The sequence below is a fragment of the Amycolatopsis lexingtonensis genome, from assembly GCF_014873755.1.
Lineage (GTDB): Bacteria > Actinomycetota > Actinomycetes > Mycobacteriales > Pseudonocardiaceae > Amycolatopsis > Amycolatopsis lexingtonensis.
Genome location: NZ_JADBEG010000001.1, coordinates 1,057,619 through 1,082,558 on the forward strand (window position 1 = coordinate 1,057,619; position 24,940 = coordinate 1,082,558).

At 72.6% G+C, this 24,940-nt stretch carries 23 protein-coding genes; 16 read left to right on the forward strand and 7 right to left on the reverse strand.

What is annotated here, in order from left to right; all coding sequences use genetic code 11:
• Positions 1-95 precede the first annotated feature (95 nt).
• Genes H4696_RS05100 through H4696_RS05115 form a run of 4 tightly spaced genes read left to right on the forward strand, consistent with a single transcriptional unit; the run spans position 96 to position 3,767 of the window.
• Positions 96-833 (forward strand): alpha/beta fold hydrolase, encoded by a 738-nt coding sequence (locus H4696_RS05100; protein ID WP_086864178.1) that lies wholly within the window; start codon positions 96-98, stop codon positions 831-833.
• 19 nt (positions 834-852) lie between these two features.
• A complete protein-coding gene (locus tag H4696_RS05105; protein ID WP_086864177.1) occupies positions 853-1,653 on the forward strand; it encodes an SDR family NAD(P)-dependent oxidoreductase in 801 nt (266 codons plus the stop codon).
• Positions 1,650-2,495, forward strand: coding sequence for a sugar phosphate isomerase/epimerase family protein (locus tag H4696_RS05110; RefSeq protein WP_192782083.1), 846 nt, complete (start codon positions 1,650-1,652; stop codon positions 2,493-2,495). Before H4696_RS05105 ends, H4696_RS05110 begins: the two co-directional genes overlap by 4 nt.
• A 30-nt stretch (positions 2,496-2,525) precedes the next feature.
• Positions 2,526-3,767, forward strand: coding sequence for an MFS transporter (locus H4696_RS05115; RefSeq protein WP_086865038.1), 1,242 nt, complete (start codon positions 2,526-2,528; stop codon positions 3,765-3,767).
• Here H4696_RS05115 and H4696_RS05120 read toward each other — a convergent pair whose 3' ends face one another.
• The gene (locus H4696_RS05120; protein ID WP_086865039.1) at positions 3,768-4,718 is read right to left on the reverse strand and encodes a LysR family transcriptional regulator; all 951 of its coding nucleotides are present in this window, start codon (positions 4,716-4,718) and stop codon (positions 3,768-3,770) included.
• 76 nt (positions 4,719-4,794) lie between these two features.
• Here H4696_RS05120 and H4696_RS05125 point away from each other — a divergent pair, with 76 nt between their 5' ends.
• Genes H4696_RS05125 through H4696_RS05135 form a run of 3 tightly spaced genes read left to right on the forward strand, consistent with a single transcriptional unit; the run spans position 4,795 to position 7,624 of the window.
• Complete coding sequence (locus H4696_RS05125; protein WP_086865048.1) at positions 4,795-5,640, forward strand: alpha/beta fold hydrolase; 846 nt, start codon at positions 4,795-4,797, stop codon at positions 5,638-5,640.
• Complete coding sequence (locus H4696_RS05130) at positions 5,637-7,013, forward strand: MFS transporter (protein ID WP_086865040.1); 1,377 nt, start codon at positions 5,637-5,639, stop codon at positions 7,011-7,013. The genes H4696_RS05125 and H4696_RS05130 overlap by 4 nt, the downstream gene beginning before the upstream one ends.
• Positions 6,977-7,624, forward strand: coding sequence for a nitroreductase family protein (locus H4696_RS05135; protein WP_086865041.1), 648 nt, complete (start codon positions 6,977-6,979; stop codon positions 7,622-7,624). Before H4696_RS05130 ends, H4696_RS05135 begins: the two co-directional genes overlap by 37 nt.
• 7 nt (positions 7,625-7,631) lie before the next feature.
• Here H4696_RS05135 and H4696_RS05140 read toward each other — a convergent pair whose 3' ends face one another.
• Positions 7,632-8,381 carry an IclR family transcriptional regulator gene (locus H4696_RS05140; RefSeq protein ID WP_086865042.1) on the reverse strand — a complete coding sequence of 250 codons (750 nt, stop codon included), beginning with the start codon at positions 8,379-8,381 and terminating at the stop codon, positions 7,632-7,634.
• A 175-nt stretch (positions 8,382-8,556) separates the two neighbouring features.
• Here H4696_RS05140 and H4696_RS05145 point away from each other — a divergent pair, with 175 nt between their 5' ends.
• Genes H4696_RS05145 through H4696_RS05180 form a run of 8 tightly spaced genes read left to right on the forward strand, consistent with a single transcriptional unit; the run spans position 8,557 to position 16,607 of the window.
• Positions 8,557-9,798 carry an MFS transporter gene (locus H4696_RS05145; RefSeq protein ID WP_249027258.1) on the forward strand — a complete coding sequence of 414 codons (1,242 nt, stop codon included), beginning with the start codon at positions 8,557-8,559 and terminating at the stop codon, positions 9,796-9,798.
• On the forward strand, positions 9,795-10,499 hold the full coding sequence (locus tag H4696_RS05150) for an alpha/beta fold hydrolase (RefSeq protein ID WP_086865044.1): 705 nt from the start codon (positions 9,795-9,797) through the stop codon (positions 10,497-10,499). Before H4696_RS05145 ends, H4696_RS05150 begins: the two co-directional genes overlap by 4 nt.
• The gene (locus H4696_RS05155) at positions 10,496-11,758 is read left to right on the forward strand and encodes an SDR family NAD(P)-dependent oxidoreductase (protein ID WP_086865045.1); all 1,263 of its coding nucleotides are present in this window, start codon (positions 10,496-10,498) and stop codon (positions 11,756-11,758) included. Before H4696_RS05150 ends, H4696_RS05155 begins: the two co-directional genes overlap by 4 nt.
• Before the next feature lie 17 nt (positions 11,759-11,775).
• Entirely contained in the window at positions 11,776-12,591 is an 816-nt protein-coding gene (locus H4696_RS05160; RefSeq protein ID WP_158104436.1) for a sugar phosphate isomerase/epimerase family protein, read from the forward strand.
• Positions 12,588-13,457, forward strand: coding sequence for an intradiol ring-cleavage dioxygenase (locus H4696_RS05165; protein ID WP_086865046.1), 870 nt, complete (start codon positions 12,588-12,590; stop codon positions 13,455-13,457). The genes H4696_RS05160 and H4696_RS05165 overlap by 4 nt, the downstream gene beginning before the upstream one ends.
• Positions 13,454-14,506, forward strand: coding sequence for a maleylacetate reductase (locus H4696_RS05170; RefSeq protein WP_192782084.1), 1,053 nt, complete (start codon positions 13,454-13,456; stop codon positions 14,504-14,506). Before H4696_RS05165 ends, H4696_RS05170 begins: the two co-directional genes overlap by 4 nt.
• Complete coding sequence (locus H4696_RS05175) at positions 14,503-15,837, forward strand: MFS transporter (RefSeq protein WP_086863887.1); 1,335 nt, start codon at positions 14,503-14,505, stop codon at positions 15,835-15,837. Before H4696_RS05170 ends, H4696_RS05175 begins: the two co-directional genes overlap by 4 nt.
• A gap of 17 nt (positions 15,838-15,854) precedes the next feature.
• Positions 15,855-16,607: an SDR family NAD(P)-dependent oxidoreductase gene (locus H4696_RS05180; RefSeq protein ID WP_086863888.1), complete on the forward strand. Its 753-nt coding sequence runs from the start codon at positions 15,855-15,857 to the stop codon at positions 16,605-16,607.
• A gap of 1 nt (position 16,608) precedes the next feature.
• Here the strand turns inward: H4696_RS05180 and H4696_RS05185 are convergent, their stop codons facing one another.
• Complete coding sequence (locus H4696_RS05185) at positions 16,609-17,466, reverse strand: alpha/beta fold hydrolase (protein WP_086863889.1); 858 nt, start codon at positions 17,464-17,466, stop codon at positions 16,609-16,611.
• 337 nt (positions 17,467-17,803) lie between these two features.
• Between H4696_RS05185 and H4696_RS05190 the strand changes: the two genes are divergently transcribed.
• Positions 17,804-18,631 (forward strand): carbon-nitrogen hydrolase family protein, encoded by an 828-nt coding sequence (locus H4696_RS05190; RefSeq protein ID WP_086863890.1) that lies wholly within the window; start codon positions 17,804-17,806, stop codon positions 18,629-18,631.
• Here H4696_RS05190 and H4696_RS05195 read toward each other — a convergent pair.
• From H4696_RS05195 to H4696_RS05210, 4 genes are all read right to left on the reverse strand, one after another.
• Entirely contained in the window at positions 18,612-19,958 is a 1,347-nt protein-coding gene (locus H4696_RS05195) for a PepSY-associated TM helix domain-containing protein (protein ID WP_225955591.1), read from the reverse strand. The two genes, H4696_RS05190 and H4696_RS05195, sit on opposite strands and share 20 nt — an antisense overlap.
• 29 nt (positions 19,959-19,987) lie before the next feature.
• Positions 19,988-21,793 (reverse strand): copper resistance CopC family protein, encoded by a 1,806-nt coding sequence (locus H4696_RS05200; protein WP_086863892.1) that lies wholly within the window; start codon positions 21,791-21,793, stop codon positions 19,988-19,990.
• A complete protein-coding gene (locus tag H4696_RS05205; RefSeq protein WP_086863893.1) occupies positions 21,790-22,530 on the reverse strand; it encodes a DUF1775 domain-containing protein in 741 nt (246 codons plus the stop codon). Before H4696_RS05205 ends, H4696_RS05200 begins: the two co-directional genes overlap by 4 nt.
• A 69-nt stretch (positions 22,531-22,599) precedes the next feature.
• The gene (locus H4696_RS05210) at positions 22,600-24,918 is read right to left on the reverse strand and encodes a YncE family protein (protein WP_225955592.1); all 2,319 of its coding nucleotides are present in this window, start codon (positions 24,916-24,918) and stop codon (positions 22,600-22,602) included.
• Positions 24,919-24,940 lie beyond the last annotated feature (22 nt).

Here is a 24,940-nt window from a genome sequence, read left to right on the forward strand (position 1 = left end):
CCCCAGAGGCATGGGGACGGCCAGTGATGGGCATTTGTCAAATACCGCGCGGGACATGACGATCTGAGCAGCGACGACGCTCTCAGGAGGACCGCATGACCGCCGAGCTGGCTTTCGAACGATTTCCCGGTGGGCCCGCGTCGTTCTCCTTCGTGCTCGTCCACGGCTGGGCGCGCTCGCGGGCGGACTGGGCTCCCGTCCTCGAGGGGCTGTGCGCCATCGCCCCGGTCGTCGCCGTCGACCTGCCAGGGCACGGCGCCTCCCCACCGGGTGGCGGGATGCGTCTTCCGCAGGTCGCGGCCGACGTCCACGCGGTGATCGAACGCCTGGGTCTCGCCCGTGTGGTGCTCGTCGGGCACTCCGCGGGCAGCGAGGTCGCCGCCTTCCTCGCCCGCCGGGAGCCGGAACTGGTCGCGGGACTCGTGGTCGTGGATCCGGCTTTCGGTCTTCCCGACGACGACCGCGCGCGGGTCGAGGCGATGGCCGGGCGGCTGCGCACCGAAGACCCCGTCACGGTCGCGGCCGAGCACTTCGCGAGGTCCGGGCCGAGTCCGCTCCCCGGCAGGCCGGTTTCGGCCACGCCGGAAGCGATCCGCGAACTGTTCACCGAGTTCGCCTTCGCGCCCGAGGCGTTGCACTTCCGGACGCAGACGGCTGCCTTCTTCGCCGGCTTCCCGGTACCGGTGCTCGCCTTCTACCGGAACGAGGACCGGGCCCGCCTGGCGCGGGAAGTCCTTCCCGCCGCGGACATCCGGGTGCTGCCGGGCGGCCACTGGACCCATCACGAACACCCCGCCGAGGTCGTGTCCGCGATCGCCGGCTGGACGCACTGACCCGAAAAGAAAGGGACACATGACCAAGCCACAGCGCGTCGCCATCGTCACCGGAGGCGCGGGGAAACTGGGCAGTGCCATCGCCGGCCGTCTCCTCGAAGACGGCGTCGCCGTGGTGGTGGCCGATGTCAACGCGGACGCGGCGGCGGCGGCCGTCGCCGGCTTCCGCGCCCGGTTCGCCGCACCGTCCCATCCCGTCGCGGTAGACCTCGGCTCGGTCGACGCGATCGAAGCGCTGGTGAGCGAGGTGGGCGACCGGTTCGGCCGCATCGACGTCGTCGTCAACAACGCCGCGGTGAACCGCCGCTCGACGCTGTCCGAGCTCACCGCGGACGCGTGGGACCTGATGAGCGACGTCAACCTGCGCGCGCCGGCGATCCTGGTCAGCCGCGTGCTCGGCTTCTTCAAGGCGCAGCAGGGCGGCACCGTCGTCAACATCGCTTCGCGGAACTGGGTTTCCGGCGGTCCGGTCGCCTACACCACGATGAAAGCCGGCATCGTCGGCATGACCCGGTCGTTCGCGACCGAGCTGGCCAGGTACAACGTCACGGCGAACGCCGTCGCGCCCAGCTTCATCGAATCCGACTTCACGACCTACGACCGTGACGAAGCGCAGATGAGCCGGCTGAAGGAGCAGTACCGGGCGATCACCCCGTTGCCGCGCATGGCCGAACCGCGCGATGTGGCGAACGCCGTCGCCTTCCTCGCGTCGCCGGCCGCGTCCTTCATCACGGGGGAGGTCCTGCACGTCTGCGGCGGAGCCCAGCTCGCTCCGCTGCCGCGGACCCCGCTCGCCGTCGAGCACGCGGCACCGCGATGAGGTTCAGCGTCGCGACGATCTCCTTGCCCACCCTGGATTTCGGCGAGGCGATCGCCGAAATCGCCGCGGCCGGGTTCGGCGGGGTCGAGTGGCGGGTCGAGCCACGCCCCGGCAGCATCCCGGACGGGAAACCCGCGCACCCGTTCCTGGTGGACCACCGGGCCACGCTGCCGCTCGACGTGCAGGCAGCCGCCGACGTCGCGCGGAAAACCCGCGCCGCCGGGCTGGAAGTCGTGGGACTGGCGCCGTACATCGAAGCCGGCGACGCCGAAACGCTGCGCCTGGCCTGCGAACTGGCCACCGCGGCGGGTGCGCCGCAGATCCGGCTCCAGGCGCCGAGGATTTCCCGCACCGGCAAGCCGTATTCGCGGCTGTACGAGGAGACGGTCACGTTCTTCGCGGACGTCGAGGCGGCCGCGCGGGAAGCCGGAATCCGGGCACTGCTGGAGATCCACCACAACACCATCTGCTCCAGCGCCGCACTGGCGCACCGGGTCGTCTCCCGGTTCGACCCGGTGCACGTCGGCGTCATCTACGACCTCGGCAATCTCGTCTTCGAAGGCTTCGAGGCCCACGAAGTCGCCCTCGACCTGCTCGGTGCTCACCTCGGGCACGTGCACCTGAAGAACGCCGCGCACTTCCGCTCGCCGGGTGGCGGGTGGCAGCCGGGGTGGACACCGCTGGAAGACGGCGAAGTCGACGTCCCGCACGTTCTCGGCCTGCTCGACCGGCACGGCTACCGCGGCTGGGTGTCCGTGGAGGACATGAGCCTCGACCGTTCACCTCGCGCGACCTTGCACCACAACGCGGCCCAGCTCCGCGAGTGGGGCCTGCTGCGCTGACCGATCCCGCCCCGGACAAGGAGGTCCCTCATGGGTATCACGCGTTCCCGCTACCGCTGGGTGATCCTGGCCATCTGCTGGCTGGCGTTCACCCTCATCTACATCAACCGCACCGCGTGGGCGGTCGTCGCCGTCGACGCCTCGCACTCGCTCGGGCTTTCCGTGGCGCAGCTCGGGATCTTCGCCACGGCGTTGTCCATCGGCTACGTCGTCAGCAACATCCCCGGCGGGATCGTCGCGGACCTGATCGGCGGCCGCATGGCGGCCGGGATTTCCCTGGTGGCAGCGGGAATCCTCACGGTCGCGTTCGGCACCGTGACGAACGTCGGGGTGGGGATCGCGCTCCAGATCGTCATCGGCCTGGTCAGCGGCGCGGACGTCGCGTCGTTCACCAAGCTGATCAGCCGGTGGTTCCCGCCCGCCGAGCGCGGCACCGCTTTCGGCCTGTACATCACCTCGACCGCGCTGGGCAGCGTGATCGCCAACGCGTCCATCCCGGCGCTGCTGGCGCAGCTGCACTGGAACGGCGTCTACTACGTCCTCGGCGTGCTGACGGTCGTCGTCGGCGTGGTGTGCTGGACGTTCCTGCGCAACGACCCGCCGTCCCCCGTCGAACCCGCGGTGGAGCCGCCGGCACCGGGGGAGCGGCTCGGGCTGCGGGCGATGGTCAGGAACCGGAACCTGCTCGCCCTCGCGGCGGCGGGCCTGGGGATGCAGTGGGCCACGCTGGGGTTCCTGGCCTGGGGCAACTCGCTGATGGTCAAGGCGCTCGGCCTGTCGGCCGCGAAGGCCGCGCTGGTGATGGTCGTCGTCAGCACCACGGCCATCGGGGTCAAACCGCTGGTCGGGTTCCTTTCCGACCGCCTGCGCGGCACCCGCAAGGCGCACCTGATGGTGCTCAGCGGGTACTTCGTGGTCATCCTGGTTGTGTTCGGGCTTGTCCGGGACTACTCGGTGATGCTCGTGCTCGCGCCCTTCCTCGGGCTCGGCGTCTACGGCTACACGGTGCTGACGAACTCGACGGTGCCGCAGTACGCGGATCCCCGGTTCGTCGGCGGCGCGTTCGGCTTCGCCAACACCGCGTGGCAGCTCGGCGGTGTCTTCGCGCCGATCGCCGTGGGCGCGGTGTTCGGCGCCACCGGCTCGCTGTTCCTCGCACTCGCGGCCCTGGCCGCCGGTCCGCTGCTGGGCGTGTTCCTGTTGCTGTTCATCCGCGCGGACGCCGAGACGCCGGTCGCCGGCAAGAGCCGGGAGCGCGTCCACACCAGGTGACTACCGCTTGACCGACCGGGCTTCGCGGCGGGCGAGGACGTCGTCGAGGCGGGTGCCGACTTCGGCGCAGTTGGCGCGGACGACGTCCAGGAACGCCGCGAGCACCGGGGAGTCGTCGGCCGCGCGGAAGGACAGCTGCAGGTCCGGGAGGCGGACGTGCGGGGCGATGTCGCAGAACCAGACGTCCTTGCGGGTGACCAGCCGCATCCGGGCGGGGCCGAGGCCGACGCCGACGTCGCACGCCGCCAGGCCGATGATCGTGTGGACGTCCCGGGACACCGTGGCGGCGTCCAGCGCGGCCGCCCCGGCGCCGAACAGGTCACGCAGGCGCGCGGCCACGGCGGGTTCCTGCGCGGGCGCCGACATGATCAGGCGCTCGGCCGCGAGCTGCTCGAGCCGGATCTCCGCGCGGCCGGCGAAGGGGTGGGCGGTGCCGACAACGGCGACCAGGTGGTCGGCGCCGATGGGGACGGTCACCAGGCCGTCCACGCGCGCGCCGCGCGGGGTGCCGCGGCCGACCGCGACGTCGAGTTCGCCCGCGACCAGTGCGGCCGTCCCGTCCGGGCTGTTCATCTCCCGCAGGTCGAGCCGGACGTCCGGCCGGGCCTTGCGGAACCGGCCCAGCACGCCGGGCAGCGGGTCGAGGAGGGCCGAGCCGATGAAGCCCATGCGCAGCTGCCCCGTCTCGCCGCGGGCCGCGCGGCCGGCTTCGACCGCGGCGGCCGCCATCTCGCCCAGCGCCCGCCGGGCCCGGGCCAGGAACGCGGTGCCGGCCGCGGTCGGGAACACCCCGCGGGGCGTGCGGTCGAACAGCCGCTCGCCGACCTCGCGTTCGACGGCCGCGATCTGGGTGGACAGCGGCGGCTGGGCGATGCCGAGGGACGCGGCCGCGCGGCCGAAGTGCTGGTGCTCGGCCAGCGCGAGGGCGTAGCGGAGGTGACGGGACTCCATACGTTCAGGATATCGCGTGAGGGTGATCCAGCTATGAAAGTGGATAGCGCGCTCGCCGCGCGGTGGGGTGGACGGCATGACTGAAACCACCGCTTGCGTGCTCGTTCACGGTGCCTGGCACTCCTCACTGCACTGGGCCGCCACCCAGCGGGCACTGGCCGCGCAAGGCATCACCGGCGTCGCCGTCGACCTCCCCGGGCACGGCGTGACCGCGCCGCTGCCGTCCGGGTACCTCCGGCCCGGACAGCCCGGGCTGGCGACCGAGCCCTCCGCGCTCGCCGGGCTGACCACCGAGGTGCTCGTCGACGCCCTGATCGCCGACCTCGCGGAGGTGCGCCGCCGGTTCGCCCGCGTGGTCCTCGTCGCGCACAGCGCGGGCGGCGGCCCGGCCTCGGCCGCGGTCGAGCGGCACCCCGGCCTGGTCGACCACGTCGTCTACCTGTCGGCGTTCGTGCCCGCCGGACGGCCGCGCTTCGGCGACTACGTGACGGACCCGGTCAACGACGGCGCCGCCCACGCACCCCGGACCGGCGACCCCGACGTCCTCGGCGCCTTCCGGATCAACCCGCTCTCGCCCGACCCCGCCGAGGTCGAGGCGATCCGGCGGGCGTTCCTGACCGACTGGCCCGCGGACCGGCCGGGCTGGCGCCTGACGTTGCACCCCGACGAACCGGTGGCGTCGCTCGCCGGGGCATATCCGGTGACAGCCGGGCGGTGGGGCCGGGTGCCGCGCAGCTACGTCCGGCTGACCGACGACCTGGCGCTGCCGCCGGCCACCCAGGACCTGATGATCGCCGAAGCGGACCGCCTGACCCCGGAGCACCCGTTCGCGGTGCGTTCCCTGCCCGGCGGGCACTCGCCGTTCCTGACCCGCCCCGCCGAGCTCGCCGAACTCCTCGGCCGGATCGCGAAGCAGGCATGAGGCCCGCCGCGCAAGCCGTGCTGCTGTCGGGGACGTTCGTCCAGCTGATGAGCGTCACCGTGATGCAGCTCGCCGTCCCGCGCATCCGCCACGACCTCGCCGCCGGCTCGGGCGCGGGTCAGCTCGCGCTGGTCGGCTACACGCTGACCTACGCCTGCGCGCTGATCACCGCGGCCCGGCTCGGCGACCGGTTCGGCTACCGGCGGGTGTTCGTCATCGGCACGGCCGTGTTCACGCTGGCGTCGCTGGCCGCGGCCGCCGCGCCGGACGTCGAAACCCTCGTGGTCGCCCGGCTGGTGCAGGGCGCGGGCAGCGGCCTGGTCGCGCCGCAGATCCTGTCGCTGATCCAGACCGCGGTGCCGGCGGACCGGCGGGCCGGGGTGCTGGGCCGCTACGGGGCGACGATGGCCGTGGCGTCGCTGGCCGGCCCGCTGTGCTGCGGCGTCCTGCTGCACTTCGACCCGTTCGGGCTGGGCTGGCGGCTGGCACTGGCCCTGCCCGTGCCGGTGGGGATCGTGTCGCTGGCCCTGGTCCGGATCCTGCCCGGCGGGCGCGGCCCGGTGGACGCGAGCCGGGTGGATCCGGCCGGGGCCGCGCTGTCGTTGACCGGGCTGATCCTGCTCGTGCTGCCGCTGACCCTCGGCCAGGACGCGGGCTGGCCGGCCTGGACGTGGGCGAGCCTGGCCCTCGGGCTGGTCCTGCTCGTCGCCTTCGCCGCGGCACAACGCCGAGTGCGCTACCCGTTGGTGCGGCCGGAAGCGCTGACCGCGTCGAGGACCCGGTGGGGCATCGGCGCGGTGTTCCTCTTCAACGCCGGGATCCCGTCGTTGAGCCTGCTGCTTTCCTTGCACCTGCAGGGCGCGCTGCACCGCGACCCGCTGGTGACGGCGTTGACCGTCGCGCCGTACGCGATCGGCGCCCTGCTGGGCAGCGCGGTCGCCGAAGCCGCGGCACGCCGGTTCGGCGCCGCGGCGCTCGCCGCCGCGTCCGCCGGCCTGGCCGCGGTGTCGCTGCTGCTCATCCCGGCGCTGGCCGGGCCGGCGCCGCTCCTGTGGGCGGTGCTCGGGGCCGGCGGCTTCGCGTTCGGCGTCTTCACGGCATCGGCGTTTTCCCTGGTCCTGAACCGGGTTCCGGTGCCCGTGGCCAGTTCGGTGTCGGGGTTGCTGCCCACCGCGCAGCAACTCGGCGGCACACTCGGCGTCGCACTGGCGGGGGTCGTCTACACCGCCGGGGCGCTGGACGCGGCAATGGGCTACGAGGCCGTCGTGTTCCTGCTCGCGGCCATGGCCACGGCCCGCTTGCGCAAGCCCGCCGCGGAAACCACCGGAGGTGTGTCGTGGACAAGCTCGCTCTCACGGCCGAAGAACTGCTGAGCACCACCCGCGCGGTGCGGCACCGGCTCGACTTCGACCGGCCCGTCGACCCGGCCGTCCTGCGCCGGTGCGTGGAACTGGCCCTGCAGGCGCCCACCGGACGCAACCGCCAGGGCTGGCACTTCGTCGTGGTCACCGATCCGGACCGCCGCGCCGAGCTGGCCCGGCTCTGGCGCCTCGGCCTCGGCCGGGGCGACACCCCGATGTCACTGGACGACCAGCGCCGCGCCTGGCGTGAAGGCGGCTCGATGGACAAGGTCTGGAGCGGACTGCGCCACTTGGCGGAGAACCTGCACCGCGCGCCGGCGTTGGTGGTGCCGTGCGTCGAGGGCCGCACCGACGGCCTCGGCGCGGATCGTCAAGCGGGCCGGTGGGGCTCGCTGCTGCCCGCGGTGTGGAGCTTCATGCTCGCCGCGCGCCTGCACGGCCTCGGCACGGTATGGACGACGGGGAACATGCCGGTCGAACGGGAAGTCGCGGCGTTGCTGGGCATTCCGCACGAGTCGGTGATGCAGGCCGCGGTGATCCCGGTCGCGCACACCGTCGGGACGGACTTCCGGCCGGCGGCCCGGGTCCCGGTCGACGAGGTCCTGCACTGGGACCGGTGGTGACGCCGGCTCAGTTCGTCGCGCGCGCGATGCCCAGCGCGGCGGTGCGCACCGCCGGGGCGAGCCGGTCCACGGCGGCGCGTGAGTGGGCCACGATGCCGAGCGCGGCCCGGACCCGGCCGTCCAGCCGCAGGACCGGGGCGGCGACGGACACCGCGCCCAGGGTCATTTCCTCGTAGGAGTAAGCGGCCCCGGTCCGCCGGACCTCCTTCAGCGCCGCGGCGAGCCGGCCCGGCTGGGTGATCGTGTTCGGGGTCATCCGCGGCAGGCCGGCGGCGGCCACGGTGGCGAGCAGGTCCCGGCCGGAGAAGGCCAGGATCGCCTTGCCGACCCCGGTGGCGTGCAACGGCAGCCGCCCGCCCACGTGCGTCAGGGTGGGGACCGCCCTGGTGCTGGAGATCTTCTCGATGCACAGCGCTTCCGTGCCGTCCAGGACGGTCAGCTGGATGTTCTCCTGGGTGGCCTGGAAGAGGTCGTGCATGTAGGGGAGCGCGGCTTCGCGCAGGTCGCGCTGCCGCGGGGCGAGCGCGCCGATCGTCCACAGCCGGATCCCGATCCGGTAGCGGCCGTCCTCGAGGCGCTCCAACCCGCCCCACGCCCGGAGTTCGCCGATCAGCCGGCGGGCGGTCGAGACGGACAGCCCGCTGCGCCGGGCCACTTCGGTGAGCGTGAGCGCCGGGTGGGCGACGTCGAAGGAGTCGAGGACGGAGAGCAGCCGCTGGGAAACGGTCTGCCCGGGGTTGTTCGTCCGTCCGGCCACGGTGCCAGCGTAACGAGGATTGCCACTGAGTGGCAACGATGACTGGCTTCCGATCAGCCGGGAACTGAGGATCGGTACCGCGGAAGACGAGGAACAAGGAGGTTCTCGCGGTGCTGACCGACAACGAAGTGCGACCATCCGGACGGGCTCGTCTCGCCACTGAGTGGACGCTCCGGTGAGCGGGTTCTGGGCCCGGCAGGGCATCGTCCCGAACCTCCGCTGGGGGTTCGCCGCGCTGACCCTGTTCATGGTCGGCGACGGCATCGAGTCCGGCTTCCTCTCGCCCTTCCTCGACGAGCGCGGGTTCGGCTCGGGGCAGGTCTCACTGCTGTGGGGCGTCTACGGGCTCGTCGTCGCGGTGGCGGCCTGGCTGGCGGGGGCGCTGGCGGAGACGTTCGGCCCCAAGCGCGTGATGCTCACCGGGTTCGCGGTCTGGGTGCTGTTCGAGGTGGCGTTCCTGCTCGCGCTGGCGCGCGGGGACTTCGGGCTCATGGTGGTCACCTTCGGCGTCCGCGGCCTCGGGTATCCGCTGTTCTCCTACGGCTTCCTGGTCTGGGTGGCGATGGAGACGCCGCAGGCGGTGCTGGGGAAGGCCGTCGGCTGGTACTGGTTCTTCGCCATGCTGGGCCTGGGCGTGCTCGGCTCCTACTACGCGGGTTTCGTGATCCCGCTGATCGGCGAGTTCGCCACCCTGGCGTCGTCGCTGGCCTTCATCGGCGTGGGCGGGCTCATGGTCGCGCTGCTGGTCAAGGCCCGCGGCCGGGCCGAGCGCGGCGGCGGTCTTCGCGCGGTCCTCGGTGCGGTGACCATCGTCTTCGAACGCCCGAAGGTCGGCATCGGCGGGATCGTCCGGGTGATCAACACCCTCGGCTTCTACGCGTTCGTGGTCTTCCTGACCACCTACATGGTCCGCGACGTCGGACTGTCCACAGCGGAATGGCAGACGGTGTGGGGCACGATGCTCCTCGTCAACGTCCTGGCCAACGTGGTGTTCGGCTACGTCGCCGACCGCATCGGCCGGGTGCGGACCGTGGCCTGGTGCGGCGGGCTGGCCTGCGCGGTCAGCGTGCCCGCGCTCTACCACGTGCCGCACCTCGTCGGCCCCAATTTCTGGGCGATCCTCGGGGTCGCCGTCGTTTACGGCGCCGCGCTCGCGGGGTTCGTCCCGCTGTCGGCGATCCTGCCTTCGCTGGCGCCCCAGCACGTCGGCGGCGCCGTCGCGATCCTCAACCTCGGCGCGGGCGTCAGCCAGTTCCTCGGACCGGCGGTGGCCGGCCTCGTCGGCCCGCTCGGCGTCGGCGGCACGGTCTGGGTCATCGCCGGCACCTACGTGCTCGGCATCGGCCTGACCTACTGCCTCCGGGACCGTACCCGGGTGGCCACCACGACCCACATTCCGGAAAGGACAGTCGCGTGAAACCCACGATCGTGCTCGTGCCGGGGATGTGGCACGGCGGCTGGGCCTGGGACCGCGTCGCGGCCCTCCTCGAAGCGGACGGCCACCCGTGTGTGCGAGTCACGTTCCCGGGCCGGGACCGGGCTCCGGGGGACGAGACCTTCACCGGGCACTGCGCCCACCTCACCCGGGTGCTCGCCGAAGTGCCGGGAGACGTCGTGCTCGTCGGCCACTCCTACGGCGGCGCGGTGCTGACCGAGGCCGGCGACGCCGCGGGCGTCCGGGCCATGGTGTTCGTCAGCGCGTTCTGCCTCGAACCGGGGGAGTCGGTCGCGTCGGTCAACGACGCCGAAGCCGGTTCCGAGGCCGGCGTCGACGACATCCGGGAGGTCGATGACCACCTGGTGATCGACCCGGAGACCGCGCGAGCCGCGTTCTACCACGACTGCGACCCCGCCGACGCGGCGCGCGCGGCCGGGCGGCTGACCCCCGAACACGTCAGCACGCGGACCGCCGTGGTGTCCCGGGCGGCCTGGCGGGCCGTCCCGTCGCACTTCGTCGTCTGCACGGCGGACCGGGCGTGCACCCCGGCCGTCCAGCGCAAGCTGGCGAACCGGACCGGCTCGTGGAGCGAGCTCGCGGCGAGCCACTCGCCGATGTTGTCCATGCCGGCCGCGCTGGCCGGCGCGATCACCGGCTTCGCGAAGGAGGTGACGGCATGAGCGCTCCCGTCGCGATCGTCACCGGCGGAGCCGGCGGCCTGGGCCAGGCCATCGCCTCGGCGCTGCTGGCCGACGGCTTCCGCGTCGCCCTGCTCGATCGGCGTGGCGCGCGGGAAGCCGCCGGACGGCTCGGCGAATCCGCCACCGGGGTGACCGCGGACGTCACCGACGAAGCCGCGGTCCGCGCCGCGCTCGACGAGGTCGAGGCGACCTGGGGCCGGATCGACGCGCTCGTCAACAACGCCGGGATCGAACCGCGGCACTCGCTCGAGGAGCTGGACCCGGCGACCTGGCGCGCCACTCTCGAGGTCAACCTGACCGGACCGGCGCTGCTGATCAAGCACTGCGTCCCCCGGTGGCGCCGCCAAGGTGGCGGCCGGGTGGTGTCCATCGGCTCGCGGGTATGGCTCGGCGGCGGTGCGACCGGCTCGTACTCCGCGTCGAAGGCCGGCCTCGTCGGCCTGACGCGGGAAGCGTGCCGGGAACTCGGCCCGCTCGGGGTCACGGTGAACGTGGTGGCACCGAGTTTCGTGCGGACCCCGTTGAACGCCGGGAAGGGCGACGCCGGGTTCGTCGAAGCCCATGCCCGTCGCGATCGTCGCCGCCGGCGCGTTCCTCGCGCCGTTCATCCCCTGACCAGCAAGGAGAAAGTGATGGAAGACCGTCTCGCGGTGCGAGAGCTCGTCGAGAACTGGGCCTTGTGGCGTGATTCCGGCGACTGGGAGCGCTTCGCCACCGTCTGGCACCCGGTCGACGGCTGGATGACGGCGACCTGGTTCCAGGGGCCGGCCGAGGAGTTCATCGCCGCCAGCAAGGCCGGGTTCGACCGCGGGGTCAGCATCCTGCACTTCCTCGGCGGGCACACCGCCGAGATCCGCGGCGACCGGGCGATCGCGCAGACGAAGATGACGATCGGGCAGCGGGCCACTGTGGACGGTGTCGAGGTCGACGTCGTCTGCACCGGCCGGTTCTACGACTTCTGCGCCCGACACGAGGGGGAGTGGAAGATCGTGCGACGGCAGCCGATCTACGAGAAGGACCGGCTCGACCCGGTCGACCCGGCCGCCCGGCTCGTGCTCGACCCCGGGCTGCTCGGCCGCTTCCCGGCCGGGTACCGCCACCTCGGCTACCTGCAGACCGAGGCCGGGTTCACGGTCAAGGACGGGCTGCCGGGCCTGACCGGACCGGCGGTCGAGCGGCTGTACGACGAGGGTGCCCGCTGGCTGGCCGGTTCGGTCACCGCCGGCGACCCGCACTGAAGGGCTACGACGTGTTCTTGACTTGCAGCGCAAACACCTTGCGCTTCGCCGACCTGCCCACCCGCGTCGCCTCGGCGGCCGCGGCGGGCTTCACCGGGATCGGCTTGCGCCTGACCGACTACCTCGGCGCCGGACTGTCCGATGAGGACATCCGTGACCTGCTCGACCGGCACGGCGTCCGCGTCCTCGAGCTCGAGCACACCTGGGACTGGGCCGCCGGGGAGGATCCGGTGGAGGAGGCGATGTGGCGGCTGGCCGGTCACGTCGGGTTCCGGCACCTCAACATTCCGATGTTCTTCCCGCACCCGGTGCGTGACCTGATCGAGCCCTTCGGCGCGTTCTGCGACCGCGCGGCCCGCCACGGCGTGCGGGTCGGGTTCGAGTTCCTGCCCTACAGCCACGTCCGGACCATCGGGGAGGCGGCACGGGTGGTGGCCGCCGCGGACCGCCCGAACGGCGGCGTCACGCTCGACCTGTGGCACTGGTTCCGCTCCGGCGCCCGGCCCGCCGACCTCGCCGAGGTGCCGGCGTCGGCGATCACGACGGTCCAGCTGAACGACGTGCGGCCCGAGCCCGGCCCGGATCTCACGGACGAAGCCCGGCACCGCCGCCTGCTCCCCGGCCGGGGTGCCGGGGACACCGCGGGTGTCCTGCGGGCGTTGCGTACGCACGTCGTCACCGCGCCGGTCTCCGTCGAGGTCTTCTCCGACGACCTCGACGCGCTCCCGGCCGCCGAAACGGCCCGGCTGGCGTTCGACGCCGGGGCCGCCGTCCTCGATTCCGCGGGGCTCGCCGCGCCGGCCTGGCGCACGAACCTGGAGGCGGCCCGATGACCGGCTTCGCCGAAAAGACCTCGGCCGAGGTCGTCGCCGCGAGTTTCGCAGGCACCCCCGATCCGCGGCTCAAGCGGATCGTCACCAGCCTGGTCGAGCACCTGCACGCGTTCGTCAAGGACATCGAACCGACCGAAGCGGAATGGCAGCGGGCCGTCGGCTTCCTCACCGCCACCGGGCGGATGTGCGACGAGACCCGGCAGGAGTTCGTCCTGCTGTCCGATGTGCTCGGGGTGTCGATGCTGGTCGACGCGATCAACCACCGCAAGCCCGCCGGCGCCACCGAAACCACCGTGCTCGGGCCGTTCCACCTGGTCGACTCCCCGCCGCGCGAGCTGGGTGCCGACATCTCGCTGGACCACAACGGCGAGCCGTGCGTGTTCGCCGGCCGGGTGTCCTCTTCGGACGGTACCCCGCTGCCCGGCGCGCTGGTCGACGTGTGGCAGGCCAACGGCGCCGGCTTCTACGACGTCCAGCAGCCCGGCGTGCAACCCGAACGCAACCTGCGCGGGCTCTTCACCACCGACGAGGACGGCCGCTTCTGGCTGCGGACCGTCGTGCCGCGGTACTACCCGATCCCGGACGACGGCCCGGTCGGCAAGCTGCTCGCCGCCACCGGGCGGCACCCCAACCGCCCCGCGCACATCCACGTCATCGCCGGCGCGGAAGGCCACGTCCCGGTCACCACCCACGTCTTCGTCGAAGGCAGCCCGTACCTCGACTCCGACACGGTGTTCGGCGTGAAGGAGACGCTCGTCCGGCCGGTCACGACCGTCGACGACCCCGGGCGGGCCGCGCGGTTCGGCGTCGGGAACCCCTTCCGGCTCCTCGAGTTCGACGTCGTCCTCGCCGAGGTGCCGCGATGACCCGCGAATTCGTCCACGAATCCCCGCCGGGGCGGGTGGTCTTCGGTGCCGGCGCCCGGCACCGGCTGCCGGGGGAGCTCGAGCGGGCCGGGCTGCGCCGCCCGCTCGTCGTGTGCGCTCCCGGCGCGGCCGGCCTCGCGGCCGAGCTGGCACCCCCGGGCGCCGGACTGCACCCCCACGCCGCGATGCACGTCCCCGCCGCGGTCGCCGCCGAAGCCGTCGCGGCCGCGGCCGGGACCGACGGCTGCGTGGCCGTCGGCGGGGGCTCCGCGCTCGGCCTGGCCAAGGCGGTCGCCAAGGAGACCGGGTTGCCGGTCGCCGCCGTGCCGACGACCTACTCGGGCTCGGAGATGACCCCGATCTGGGGCATCACCGGCGAGACCGGGAAAACCACCGGCCGCGACCCGAAGGTCCGGCCCGTCCTCGTCGTCTACGACCCCGAGCTGACCCTCTCGCTGCCGGCGGCGTTCTCGGTGACCAGCGGCGTGAACGCCCTCGCCCACGCCGCGGAGGCGCTCTACGCACCGGATTGTTCGCCGGTCACGGCGCTCGTCGCGCAGGAGGCGGCGCGCGTCACGGCCGCCGCGCTGCCGCGGGTGTCCGCGGACCCGCTCGACCTCGACGCACGCGCGGACCTGCTCCACGGCTCCTGGCTCGCCGGAACGGCACTGGGATCGACCACGATGTCCCTGCACCACCAGCTCTGCCACATCCTCGGCGGCACCTTCGACCTCCCGCACGCACCGGTCCACACCGCGGTGCTCCCGCACGTCCTCGCGGTCAACCTGCCCGCCGCTCCCGCGGCCCGGGCCGCGCTGGAGTCCGCCTGGGACACCCCCGACCCCGCCGGTCACGTGTTCCGCCTGGCGCACGGCCTCGGCGCCGAAATGTCGCTGAAGGCACTGGGCCTGCCGGAGAACGGGATCGACGCGGTCGTCGACCGGGCGCTGGCCGCGCCCTACGCCAATCCCGCGCCCGTCACCGAAACCGTTCTGCGGCACCTGCTCCACACCGCCTTCACCGGCGAAAGTCCAACGGAGGACTCATGAGCACCCTCGAGCTGCACGCCCTGATCGACCGCCACCGGGTCGGCCGCCTGCAACGGCGTGTCCTGCTGCTGTGCCTCGGCGTGGTGACGCTGGACGGCATCGACGTCGCGATGGTCAGCTACCTCGGCCCGTCGCTCATTTCCGACTGGCACCTCACCAAAGCCCAGCTGGGCCCGGTGGTCACCAGCGGGCTGCTCGGCCTCGCCCTCGGCTCGCTGGTCGCCGGGCCGCTCGCCGACCGCGTCGGCCGCCGCAAGGTCATCGTCGCCTCCCTCGTGTTCTTCGGGCTGATGAGCGCCGCGACCGCGCTGACCACGGACGTCACCGGGTTCTCGATCCTGCGCGTGCTCACCGGGTTCGGCCTCGGCGCCGCCCTGCCCAACGCGACCACACTCGTGTCCGAGTACGCCCCCGCGCGCCGCCGCGGCGCGATGATGTCGCTGGCCTACTGCGGGATGACCCTCGGCGGCGCCGTCGCCGGGTACCTCACCAACGCGCTCGTCCAGGTCGCGAGCTGGCACTGGGCGCTCGTCGCCGGCGGGGTGCTCCCGCTGGCCTACGCCGTGGTGATCGCCGCCGCGCTGCCCGAATCGCCGAAGTTCCTCGCCCGCCAGGACGGACGGCACGCCGAGCTGGCCGCGTTGATGAGCCGCGTCGTGCCCGGGACCTTCCCCGCCGGCACGCGCTTCGTGCTGGACGAACCGGCCGTCGCCGCCAAGGTGCGGGTCGCCGGGCTGCTGACGCGCCGGTTCCGGGCCGGGACCCTTACGATCTGGGCCGGCTTCGTGGCCGCGTTCTTCATCGTCTACCTGATGAACAGCTGGCTGCCGATCCTGATGACCGACGTCGGCTTCTCGCTGACCGCCGCCGCGACCATCGGGCTGCTGCTGCAGGCCGGCGGCACGGTCGGCAACCTGGGCATCGGCTGGCTGATGGACCGCTTCGGCCGGCACCGCACGGTCGCGGCCGCCATGGGCTGCGCCGCCGTCCTGCTGGTGCTCGTCGCCGTCGCGCCGCAGGACGTCCTGGTCCTCGGCATCCTGATCTTCGTGCTCGGCATGTTCACCAACACCGTCGGCACCGGATTCCCGATCCTCTCGGCGGACTTCTACCCGACGTCGATCCGCGCCACGGGGACGAGCTGGGCGACCGGCATCGCGCGCTTCGGGGCGATCGCCGGCGCGGCCGCCGGCACCGTGCTCGTCGCCGTCGGCCTGAGCTACCGGCAGGTCTTCCTCGCCCTGCTGCTGCCCGCCGCCTGCTGCGTCCTGGCCGTCGTGCTCAAGGCCCGCTCGGCGCGGGTGACCCGGCCCGAACCCGTCGCGGCCTGAACCCGGAAGGAACCACCATGCGGTTGAAGGACAAGATCGCGCTCGTCACCGGCGCGGCCGGGGGAATGGGACGCGCGACCGCCGAGACGTTCGCCCGCGAAGGCGCGACGGTCGTGGTCGCCGACCTCCTCGACGAGGACGGCGAGAAGACCGCCGCCGAGATCCGCGCCGCGGGCGGCGAAGCGCGCTACCGGCACCTGGACGTCACCGACGAAGCCGCGTGGACCGCGGTGATCGGCGAGGTCATCGCCCGGTTCGGCCGGCTCGACGTGCTGGTCAACAACGCCGGGATCAGCGGCTCGTTCGACCCCGACCCCGGCAGCACGGCCTTCTACGACCAGCTGATGCTGGTCAACGCGAAGGGCGTCTTCCTCGGCATCAAGCACGCCGCCGCGGCCATGGCGGGCACCGGCGGCGGCTCGATCGTCAACCTGTCGTCGATCTCGGCGTCCGTCGGCCAGTTCGGGATCCACCTCGGCTACGGCGCGTCCAAGGCCGCGGTCAAGGCGATGACCCGGACCGCGGCGGTGCAGTACGCGGAGCAGGGAATCCGGGTCAACGCCGTCGCGCCGGGCATGCTGCCGCCGATGCGCACGTCCCGCGGCTCCGCCGACCCGGCCTGGCGCGCGAAGCAGATCGCGGCGGTGCCGATGCGGCGGGAAGGGGAGGTGCGGGAGGTCGCCGACGCGATCCTCTTCCTCGCCAGTCCCGAGGCGTCCTACGTGACCGGCGTCGAGATCCTCGTCGACGGCGGATACACCGCGGTCTGACTCACCGGAACACCCGGAGGGCGCGCACCAGCTCGCGGGGCGCCTCCTCCGGGACGTAGTGCCCGCCCGGCACGGCGTGCCCGCTCACCGCCCCCGGATCGGCGTGGTGGTCCCGCCAGACGCCCACGACGTCGCTGGCGGCGAGACCGCCCTCGGCGCCCCACAGGACGAGCAGCGGCGCCGCCAGCCGGCGCCCGGCGGCGTGGTCGGCCTCGTCGCGGGCGAGGTCGACGTCGAAGCCGGTGCGGTAGTCCTCGAAGGACGCCCGGAGGTGCCCGGGATCGCTGAACGCGGAGACGTAGTGCCGGAAGGTCTTCTCGTCGACGGCGCCGGATTTCCGGACCGCGGCGAAGAAGTGCGCGAGGTACGCTTCGACGTTGCCCGCCACCAGCTCGACGGCCAGCTCGGGCTGCCGGTGGAAGAACCAGTGCCACATCGCGGCCGCCGACGTCCGGTCGAAGGAGTTCATCACCACCCGCGTCGGCAGGATGTCCAGCAGCACCAGGGCGTCCACTTCGGACGGGTGGTCGAGCGCCCAGCGGTGGGCGACCCGCGCGCCGCGATCGTGCCCGACGACGACGGCCGACTCGTGGCCGAGGTGGTGGATCAGCGCGCTGATGTCACCGGCGGTGGACCGCTTGTCGTAGCCGGCGCCGGTGAGGCCGGAAGCGCCGTAGCCCCGCAGGTCCGGGACGACGACGGTGCGGTCCCGGCCCAGCGGTTCCACGACGTGCCGCCAGCATTCGCCGGTCTGCGGCCACCCGTGGAGCAGCACGGTCAGCCTCGGCCCGTCGCCGACCACGCGGTAGGCCAGCTCGACGTCCGCCAGCCGGACCGAGTCGAACGCGTCCCAGGTCATGTCGCTTCCTCGCTGTCGCGGTGATGGTGGTTTAACCGTGCCAGCTCCGGAAGCCGCCTCCCAGCCGCGAGTGCCATCCAGTGGCAGCGGGCCTCGACGATGCCCACCGCCTGGCGAGGTCGGGTAGGTGTCCGTCACCGCAAGCAAAATAGGTTACTCGGCCTTTCGGGCGATTGATGCGACTACCCGCGCAATTTCGTCGGTACGTCTCTTCGTGGTGTGCGGTATTTGCCATCCCGGTGCCGGGATCCATTTCCGGTAATGCACGAAAAACGCTACCGTGACCTGGAGGTCATCTGTTCCGGCATGATGGACCGGACAGCACCAGGAGGTACGGATGGGGCCATCCCGGATCGCCACTGCCGCCGCTCACTTCGGGCGCGATCTCTCGTTCGGCACCGCACGTGTCGGCGCGCTGATCGAGGAAGCTCGCCAAGCCGGCGCCGCGATTCTGGTCTTGCCGGACGGCACGCTCGGCGGCTCTTTCGCCGACTTCGGCCGGGCCGATCCCGAATACCCGGCGCCGGCGCTGGATCCGGCCGGGCCCGAGGTGCGGGCGGTGGCGGCGCTGGCCGCGGAACTGGTGGTGTGTTTCGGGTACACCGAGGCGGGTGAACAGGGGGAGCGGTATTCGGCGGCGGCTTGCGTGTCCGGTGACGGCGTGCTCGGCCGGCACCGCAAGGTGCACCTTTCCGCGGCCGAGGCACTGCGCCAGCGACCGGGGCGGGGATTCGCCGCGTTCGACACCCCCGCCGGCCGGATCGGCATGCTGCTCGATTACGAGAAGGCTTTTCCCGAGCCCGCCCGCGATCTCGCCGTCGACGGCGCCGAAATCGTCGCCTGCCTGTGCTCGTGGACGACCGGCAGCCGGGCGCAGACCCTCGCGCGCGACCGCCAGGCGCGGCTCTTCGACGTCTACGACTGCGTGCGGGCCGTCGAAAACCAGGTGGTTTTCGTCTCCGCCAACCAAGCCGGTGTCCTGAACGGCACCCGGTTCCTCGGATTGGCCAAGGTCGTCGGACCGGACGGGGTCACCCGGGCCCGGACCGGTTCCCGGGCGGCGCTCGTCGTCGCCGAGCTGAACGTCGAGGCGGAGATCGCGGCGGCGCGCAGCGTCCGCCACCACCTCGAAGAACGAACGGGGGCTACGCCGAGCGTCGCTTGACCCGGCTCAACGCCGCGTCGACCGCCAGGAACACCACCAGGCTCGCGCCCAGCACCGGCAGGACCCAGGCCAGCACCGCGATCCCCAGCAGGATGACCATCAGCGGGCCGCCGGCCAGCTGGCGCCACACCGGACGCGGCAACGACGTCCACCTTCCCTTGTACGGGTTGTGGATCCACCACATGCGGTAGCCGAGCGCGAGCAGGACGAGCGTCGCGACCGCCACCAGCGCGAGCAGGATCTGGTTAGCCAGCCCGAACAACGTGCCGGTGTGGAACTCCGTGGCGAGGGCGCTCAGCTTCGCCGGCAGCGAGTAGTCGCTCCACGCGATCCGCTCGGTCACCTCCGCCGTGTAGGGATCGATCGTGACCGCGCCGCGGTGGATCGGCAGTCCTTCCGCGATTTCCGTTGCCGTGTAAGGCACATCCGGCCGCGACGGGGCGACCACGGCCAGCTCGCCGCTCAGTCCCGCGGTCTCGGCGGCGGCCACGGCGCGGTCGATGCCGATCGGCTCGGCGCCCGGCCGGACCGGCACCGGGGCCGCGGCCAGTGCCGGGGCGCGCAGGTGGACCGGGTCGGTCGCCGCGTCCGCGCGGCCGCCCGCGAACTGGCTCATGGCCAGCCCGGTGACCGCCACCACCAGCAGTCCCGCCGTGAGCCACAGGCCGGCCGCGCCGTGGATCGCGCGCAGCCGGGCCCACCCCGTCTTGTCCCGGGTGGCGGGCAGGAGCACTTCACGCAGCGGGCGTTTGCGGCGAGTACGGGCCAGCCACAGGATCACGCCGCCCACGGCGACGAGGGGCACCCAGCTCGCGGCGAGCTCGGCGTAGAGCCGGCCCGGCTCGCCCAGCTGCAGGTTGCTGTGCAGCTGACGCAGCCACGTGTTCGCGGGCAGCCGGTTCTCGACCGTGCTCAGCTCGCCGTTGATCAGGCTGGTGTACGGGTCGACGAACACCGTGCGGTCCGCGGTCGAGCCGGGCACGGCCAGTACTACGCGGGTGGTGCGGTCGGCGGCGGGCGGGGTGAGGACGGACTTGAGCGTCGCCTCCGGGTGCGCCGTGAGCGCCGCCCGTACCTGCTCGGCGAGCGGGCGGCGCACCTCGCCGACGTGGTTCACGTGCAGGTCGGTCCGGTAAAGGCTGTCGTGGACCTGCGGGCTGAACACGTAGACGAGCCCGGTGAGGCACAGCACCGCGAGGAAGGGCGCGACGACGATGCCCGCGAGGAAGTGCAGCCGCCGGGAGACGAGCTGGAGAACGGTGCTCAGGCGCGGCCGCGGCGACGGCCGGGTGGCCCGGTGCGAGGGGACGGTGGGGGTCGTAGACAAGGCGGCTCCCGCGCGGCTGGAAGGGGCGTTCATCGCACGTCGATGGGCTGCTTGACCGTCTGCGTGCGGCCGTCCCCGGCCCGCAGCGTCAGCACCAGGTCCCGCCGGCCGGGGCCGGGCGTGCTCGCCTGCCCCGTCCAGTAGCCGGATCCGGCCCGGTCCAGCGGCACCGGCGTGGGGCCGAGCGCGGCGGTCACGGTGGTGCCGGTGGCCTGCGGGCCCAGCACCGACACGCGCACGTCGAGCCGGCCGGCGGCCGGGATGACGACGAGGTCCAGCGCGCCGGTGTCGTACGTGAGCCGTGTCGGCGCGACCTGCTCCCGGATCGCGGCCGGGGCCTGACCCACCGGCCCCTGCGCGTGCGCGCTCTGGCCGGAGTCGAGTGCGAGCAACGTCGCGGTGGCGATGGTGAGCACCACCATCGCCACCGCCACCGTGGTGATCCGGCGGCCGAGCTGCGCGGTGGCCGGACGGCGCGCGACGAACCAGGCGAAGTCGGCGAGGACCGCCGCCAAGGCGAGGGCTCCGGCGGGGAGCCAGCCGAGCCGGTGACCGGACCAGGCCTGGGCGGTTCCCGCGACGGCCAGCAGTGCCGCGGTGAGCAGCACCGCCGTTCCCCTGGTGATCCGGCCGCCGAGCCGTGCCTTCAGTGGACCGCGCGCGACGAGCCAGGCCACGACCGCCGCCAGCGCGAGCGCTCCGGCGGGAAGCCAGCCAAGCCCGTGCCCGGACCAAGCCTGGGCGCTCGCCGCGACAACGAGCACCGCCGCGCACCCCACCACCGAGCGCGCGAACCGGGACGCCGTGTGCCGGTCGCGGGCGACCGGGTACCGCAGCAGCACCAGGCCACCGGCCGGAATCGCCAGGGCGGCGAGGAGGCCGATGTCCGCCGCGAGCGCGAGCACCGGCGGCGTACCGGGCGGCCGCGGATCGGCGAAGGTCCACGTCGTGAGGACCGCCGACGCGCAGCCGAGGACCGCCGCGCCGCGCAGCCGCCGGTCGGCGGCCGTGGTCGCGGGCGGGCTCTTCAGCAGCAGCGCGAGGCCGAGCGTGGCGGGGACGAGCGTGGCCAGGCGGGCGAGCAGGGCGCCGCCGGCGCCGGACTCGAAGGCACCCGCCAGCAGCCGGGGGTCGAGCGCGTCGCGCACCGGCACCCACGCCGCGTACGGCCCGAACGACACCAGGGCGACGAGCGTTCCGCCGGCCAGCAGCCACCAAGTGGTCTTGACCAGCCGGCGGGTGGCTCGGGTCCGCGCGGCGGCGGGCCCGATCGCCGCGACGAAGAACGCGAGGCCGGTGAGCAGCACCATCGCCGCGACCGCGAGCGTCCGCGCCGTCAGGTGGACGGCCGTCACGACCGGGTCGCGGGTCGTCTCGATCTCGGGCACGCCGTCGGGCTGGATCGGGTAGGACACGTCGAACGTGAAGGAGCCGCTGACCGGCTCGAGCCGGATCGACGGCAGGGTCCACGCCACGGCGTAGGTCCCTTCGTGCCGCTCAGCTGGCATGGGCACGGAGATCGTGTCGTCGCGACCGTCCACGTGGGACGGTCGCGTGTGGACGACCTGGCTGCCGTCGGGGTCGAGGACGCGCACGGTGGCCAGCGCGGCCGGCACCGGGCGGTCGAAGGTCAGCACGACGGCGTCGGGGGACTTGACGACTTCCGTGCTGCCCGGGGACGTCGTGACGAGCACCGGGTCCCCGGTCACCGAGGGGGTCACGGCGAGCAGCGTGCCCCAGCAGGCGGCGACCAGCAGCAGGAGCGCGACGAACCGCCCCGCCCCCTCGCGCGGCCGCGGGACCGCGACGCGGGGACGTTCTTTGACCGCCGTCATTCGACGCCCACCTCCGCGCGCGGGGACTCGGGTTCCGGGGCGGGCACGCGCAACCGGCGGCGGTGGGCCCGGTACCCGACGACCGCGATCACGACGAGCGCGAGGCCGAACGCTCCCCACAGCACGGCGAAGGGCGGGCCGCCGGTGCTCTGCGGCACCTGGTCCACCGGGACGGCGGCGGAGTCGTCGGCGGCCGGAACCGGTTGCTGCGCACCGGCTTCGGCCGCGGGAGCGACGGGCCCGGCGCCGAAGGTGATCGCCGGTGCCGGCGAAGTCCGCTGGTTCCAGTGCGCGACCATTCCGTTGGCGAAGGTCTGCGTCGCGTCGAACAGCAGCGTCCCGTCGGCGGGCAGCGGCCCCATGGTGACGAGGAACTGCTCGAACTGCCTCGGCGCGACCGTGCCGCCTTCGACGACGAGGGTGTCCGCGACCTCGCGGACCAGCGTGCCGCCGGCTTCGACCGGCGGGTTCAGCGGCCGCGGGCGGACGGTGGCGGTCCAGCCCGGCGGCGCGTCGACCTTGACGTAGGCGACCGGCGGGGTGGGCGGGAAGACCAGCTCGAGCCGGGTCGACTTCGTGTCGGTCCGCTCGTTGGCCAGCCGGAAGGCGAAGGTGTGCGTGCCGCCGCCGTCGACGCGATCGGGCACGATGGACACTTGGGCCGCCGCGGGCGGGGCCAGTGCCAGGACGCCCAGCACGGCCGTGAGCAACGCGAACAGGGAACTGCGGTGCGCCATGGGGATCTCCTCTAACGGCGGGGTCCGGGGCCGGGTGGGAAACCCGGCCCCGGACCACTACCGTGATCGTCAGCAGGCGGATGTGGCGAGGGGGTTGAGCTGCTGGCAGGTCAACTGCGCCCGCCAGCTCCCCTTGTTCTGCTGGGCCCATCCGTTGTAGACCAGCGGAATGGGCAGCACGCCCTGGCCGCCGTAGCCGGCCTTCCCGGAGATCGAACCGTCCATCTTGGTCGTCGCCGTCGGGTCGAGCGTCAGCTGGCCCGCGACCTTCGCGTCATCGATGTTGCCGTCGCCGTTCGGGTCGACGTCGATGATCTGCATGACGTTGGAGAACTTGTTCGACACGTAGGCGTAGTAGCCGCCGCCCTTCTTGGCCCCGAAGTTGATGCCGTGGCAGCCCGCCGTGCACGGCAGGTCCTTGACGACCTTGTTCGTTCGCGGGTCGACCACGGTGACCGTCTGGGACAGCACGTTCGCCCCGAGCAACGCCTTGCCGTCCGGGCTCACCGGCAGCTGGATCATCAGCCCGCCGAACGGCGCGCCGCTCTTCGGGCCGTCCTGCGGGCTGTAGTTCGCCCACAGGTCGATCGTCTTGCTGTGCACCTTCTGCCCGTTGTCCGCGCAGGCGGCCTGCGCGAGCGAAACGCACGTGATCGATTCGCCGAGGAAGTCCGCCGTGTAGAACCTCGAAGAGTCCGGGGCCATGCTCGAGGCGATCGGGAACTGGCCCGTCTTCTCGGTCCGGACGGTGCCGGTCGGCATGTCGATCACCGACGCGTTGTTGGTCATCACGTTCGGGGTGACGACGGTCTTGCCGTCCGCGCTGGTCCAGTGCGCGTGCGGGTGCCGGATCTCACCGGTCGGGCTGACCGTGATCTTCCGGAGCACGTTCGTGCCGCCCGGCGCCAGTTCGACGACCTCGTTGCCGGCGTTGATGCCGACGACGAGCTTGTCGCTGCCCGTCTCGGTCATCACGTGCGCCGGGTTCTGGCCGACCTGGGTCTGCCGGACGAACTGACCGGTCTCCCGGTCGAACACGTCGAGCTTGTTGGAGAACCACTCCGTTTGGTAGAGGTACTTGTAGTCCTTGTCGGTCCACATGTTGTGCGGGTTGTTCATGTTGATCGACGGGGCGCCGATCTTGCGGTCGACCGTCCAGTTCGTCACGTTGACCTTGGTCGCCGAACCGACCGCCTTCTTGCCGGCCCACTCCTCGACCTCGGTGTCGATCCACACTTCGCCGACACCCGGCGTCGCGGGGAGCTGGTTGCCCTTCGACAGGGTCTTCGGGTAGGAGAACTTCTTGTCGAAGTAGGCGTCCAGGTTCGGGATCAGCACCGGGTTGCCCGCGGCGTCGTACTGCAGGATCGGTACCGGCGGCTGGATCGCGTCGAACTTGTTCTCCGCGTCCGGCTTGAACTGCTGCCAGTTGTTCGGGTTGGTGATGTTGAAGAACGTGTTCACCAGCCGGTTGACGATGTCGGAGTTGGTCGGGACGACCAGGTTCCGCGAGTTCACCATCGACGCCTTGCCGAAGTCGAGGCCGATGGTGAGCGGGTCGTCGACCACGACGGCGCCCAGCATGTACGGCGTCACCATGTCGGTGAACGCGTACAGCCCGGGCTCGGTCAGCTGGATCGAGCGCTGGCCGAAGAACGCGCCGCCGGGCATGTCGTAGGGGAAGCCTTCCGCCCCTTCGGGGGCGATCAGGCCCATCGGGTTGCGGGCACCGGTCGACTCCTTCGGGTCGACCACGAAGTTCACCGTCACGGGCGGGCCCTTGACGGCGAACTGGGCCAGGTCGTTGAGCGCGCCCTGCAGGTCGAGGCCGATCGGCAGGGAGCTCAGGTTGAGCGGCTGGTCGGCGCGCATCGTGGTCAGCTGCTGACCGAACTGCGCCAGCAGGTTCTCCGCCTTCGCCGCCGCCGGCGCGGCCTGCCGGTTGGTCGCCCCGATCGACTTCACCGCGGACAGGGTGCTGTCGAGGTTCAGTGCCTTCCCCAGCTCGCCGCCGAGCGAACCGAGCAGCGGGACCTGGCCGAGGAGGTTCTGCGTCAGGTTCCCGACCGCGCCGGCGAGGTCGGAGTTGAGCAGGCTGGACAGTTCACCCCCGGTCGTCAGGCCGCCCAGCGTGCCGAGGCGGGGCATCTCCGCCACGGCCAGCGACTGGTCACCGAACAGGTTCAGCCCGGAGTCGAACCACTTGCCGTTGTCGTCCTTCATGTGGAACGTGATCGGCACGGGACCGACCCCGATCGGCTGCTGCGCCGAGGCCGGGACCGCGGCCACCGCGGAGGCACCGAGGGTGGCGACCGCGAGGGTGACCGTGACCGCCGACTTGGCGCGACGCCGCCTCGTGCGGGCTCCTGGCGGAGCTTCTGGGGACATGAGTTTCCTTTCGATATTCGTT